The organism is Haloferula sargassicola (assembly GCF_040362925.1).
Lineage (GTDB): Bacteria > Verrucomicrobiota > Verrucomicrobiia > Verrucomicrobiales > Akkermansiaceae > Haloferula > Haloferula sargassicola.
In genome coordinates this window covers 1-2371 of sequence record NZ_BAABRI010000044.1, presented here as the reverse complement: position 1 = coordinate 2371, position 2371 = coordinate 1, and the positions used below count along the sequence as shown (strand labels likewise).

Annotated in this window: 3 protein-coding genes; all 3 read right to left on the bottom strand. The window is 65.8% G+C overall.

All coding sequences use genetic code 11. The annotated features are described in order from the left end of the window. Positions 1–55: 55 nt before the first annotated feature. From tnpC to tnpA, 3 genes are read right to left on the bottom strand one after another with little or no spacing between them, the layout of a single operon-like run. Positions 56–1591, bottom strand: a complete 1536-nt coding sequence (gene tnpC, locus ABXH26_RS20475) for an IS66 family transposase (protein ID WP_353568965.1) — start codon at positions 1589–1591, stop codon at positions 56–58. 57 nt (positions 1592–1648) lie between these two features. Then, the gene (gene tnpB / locus ABXH26_RS20470) at positions 1649–2005 is read right to left on the bottom strand and encodes an IS66 family insertion sequence element accessory protein TnpB (protein ID WP_353568964.1); all 357 of its coding nucleotides are present in this window, start codon (positions 2003–2005) and stop codon (positions 1649–1651) included. After that, the gene (tnpA, locus tag ABXH26_RS20465) at positions 2002–2304 is read right to left on the bottom strand and encodes an IS66 family insertion sequence element accessory protein TnpA (RefSeq protein ID WP_353568963.1); all 303 of its coding nucleotides are present in this window, start codon (positions 2302–2304) and stop codon (positions 2002–2004) included. The genes tnpB and tnpA overlap by 4 nt, the downstream gene beginning before the upstream one ends. Positions 2305–2371 lie beyond the last annotated feature (67 nt).

Here is a 2371-nt window from a genome sequence, read left to right as displayed (position 1 = left end):
GTAAGCCCCCGAGCGACCGCCGTTGGATTGGGGTGGACGCTGAGGGTCGGATGGATCAGGCGACGCGCTTGAGGTCGCGGGCGGCGGGATGCTTGGCGCGGTTTTCGGCAGCCCAGACTTCCGGCAACAGGGCGTCGAGGTCGTTGGGCCTCATCGTGGGCAGGCGCTCGATGACGTCCTTGAGATACGCTTGCGGATCGACGCCATGGTTGAGGGCGCTGATCAATACGGTGTAGAGCGCGGCGCTGCGGTCTCCAGCTTCGGGATGACCAATGAACATCCAGTTCTTCTTCCCCACCGCCGTCGACCGGATGTCGCGCTCGGTGGCGTTGTTGTCGATGGCCACGCGTCCGTCTTCCAGAAAGGTGTGCATGGCGCTCCATTGGCCGAGGGCATAATGGAGCGCTTCTCCCAGCCGGCTCTTGGGACGGATGGCGGTGGCACTGAGGTGTTTGAATGCTTTCCCTAACAGGCGGATGAGGGGAAGGCTGCGGTTGTGCCGCACTCGTGCCCGGACTTCGGTGGTCGCGCCATGGTCTTCGAGATCACGCTCGATGCGATAAAGCGCGGCGATCTGTTTGAGGATCCAGGCGACGACGGCGGGCCGCTCTTTCAGTGCGGCCTCGAACTTGCGGCGGATATGGGCGAGGCAGGCGGCTCGGCGGACGTTCTTTCCGCGCCGCGCCTGGAGTTCGCAGTAGGCGGCATAGGCTTGGTAGCCGTCGCTTAGCAGGACGCCTTCGAAGTTTTCACCGAGCCATTGGGCGAGGTGGCGATGCTCGCGAGTGGTCTGCCAGTCGAAGATGACGTCGCCGCTCAGTCCGCGGTAAACCCAGAAGTAGCCGAGCTTGCTGCCGCCGGGCGCGGTGCGGTCGAGGCAGCGCACGGGGGTCTCATCGGAGCGGACGACGCCGCCGGCGAGCATGCGCTCTTTCATGCGGGCGACGAGGATGCCGAGCTGGTCGCCGACTTTCTCCGCGGCGTCGTGCATGGTGTTTTCGGCGATGTCCACGCCATGGCGCCGCAGGTTGAGCTGGTGCTGGCGGTGAAAGGGGAGGTGGTAGAGGTATTTGTTGGCGAGCAGCTCGGCGAGCAGGCCGGGGCCGAGGAAGCCGTTGTCGATGATACGGGGCTTGGCCGGCGAGATGACGGGGGTGGCAAAGGGCTGGTCGACCGGCACGTAGCGCCAGCGCACGGTGCGGCGGAGGTAAAAGTAGCCGGGCTCCTTTTCGAGCTGGTCGCTGGTCTCGCAGCTGGTCTTGCGCCAGGCGTCGGGCTCGGCAAGCACTTCGGCGGGCGGGGCGGCTTCTTCCTCAATGACCGGGAGGTGCTGCGGCAGGCGCCGGGTGCGGGTCTTGTGCTCGCGCCTGGCTGGTGCTTGTTCGGCGGCTTGCGGCTTATCCTCCGGTGCGGCCGCGTGGCCGGAGGACGGGGCTTTTCCCGGCTCGGCGGGGTCGAAGAGTTCGGGGTGCTCGAAGCGCTCGCTCTTGCGCCCGAAGAGCTGGCGCTTGAGCCAGTCGAGCTGCTGGGTGAGCAGGAGCACCTGCGCCTCGAGTTCCTTGATCCTGGCTTGTGCCCGCTCGTCGTCCAAAGTGCGGCGAGGATGAACCGTCTGGAGACGATGGCAAGCCCGCGGGTGCTGTAGCTACTACTTTTCTGGTAGTTCGTACCAGGCGCGCTGCATGCCGTCCTTGAGGTCGATGCCGCTGAGGAGCATTTCAAGCGCCTCGGGCTTGAGCGCGAGCTTCACTTCCCCGTCGGCCGTGGGACGAGGGCGGAAGAAGCGGCCACGCTCGAGCCGTTTCATCAGGATCCACAAGCCGCTGCCATCCCAGTAGAGCATCTTCACGCGGTCGCCTTGGCGGTTGAGGAAAACGAAGACTTTTCGTGACAGCGGGTCCTCGCGCAGCTCGTTGCGCACCACCACGCTCAAAGTGTCGAAGCTTTTCCGCAGGTCGCAGGGTTGGGTGGCCAGGCAGACCTTCACGCTGTGGGTGAGGATCATCGGGGCGGGATCGGGAGGTGGATGCGCAGGACGAAGCCGCCGCCGAAGTCGAGTTCGACCTGCGGGGCGGACTCCATCCGGCTACCGCCGGGGGGCTCAAGGGCGAGTTCCACGAACTCCACCGCAGACCCCGCCTTGCGGCGGGCGAGGCGGGCGTTGTGGAGTTTCCGACTCCAAGCCATGAAGGTTTGGTAGGAAATGCCGCGCTCGCGGCAGAACGCGGCGGCGCTTCCGCCGCAGGCTACGAACTCCCCGAGCAAGCGGGCCTTGTCCTCATCGGTGTAACGTGTCCGTGACATCCGGCGATCCTGACACGTCAGCGGAGTCCGCCGAGATCGTCCCAACGGCGGTCGCTCGGGGGCTTAC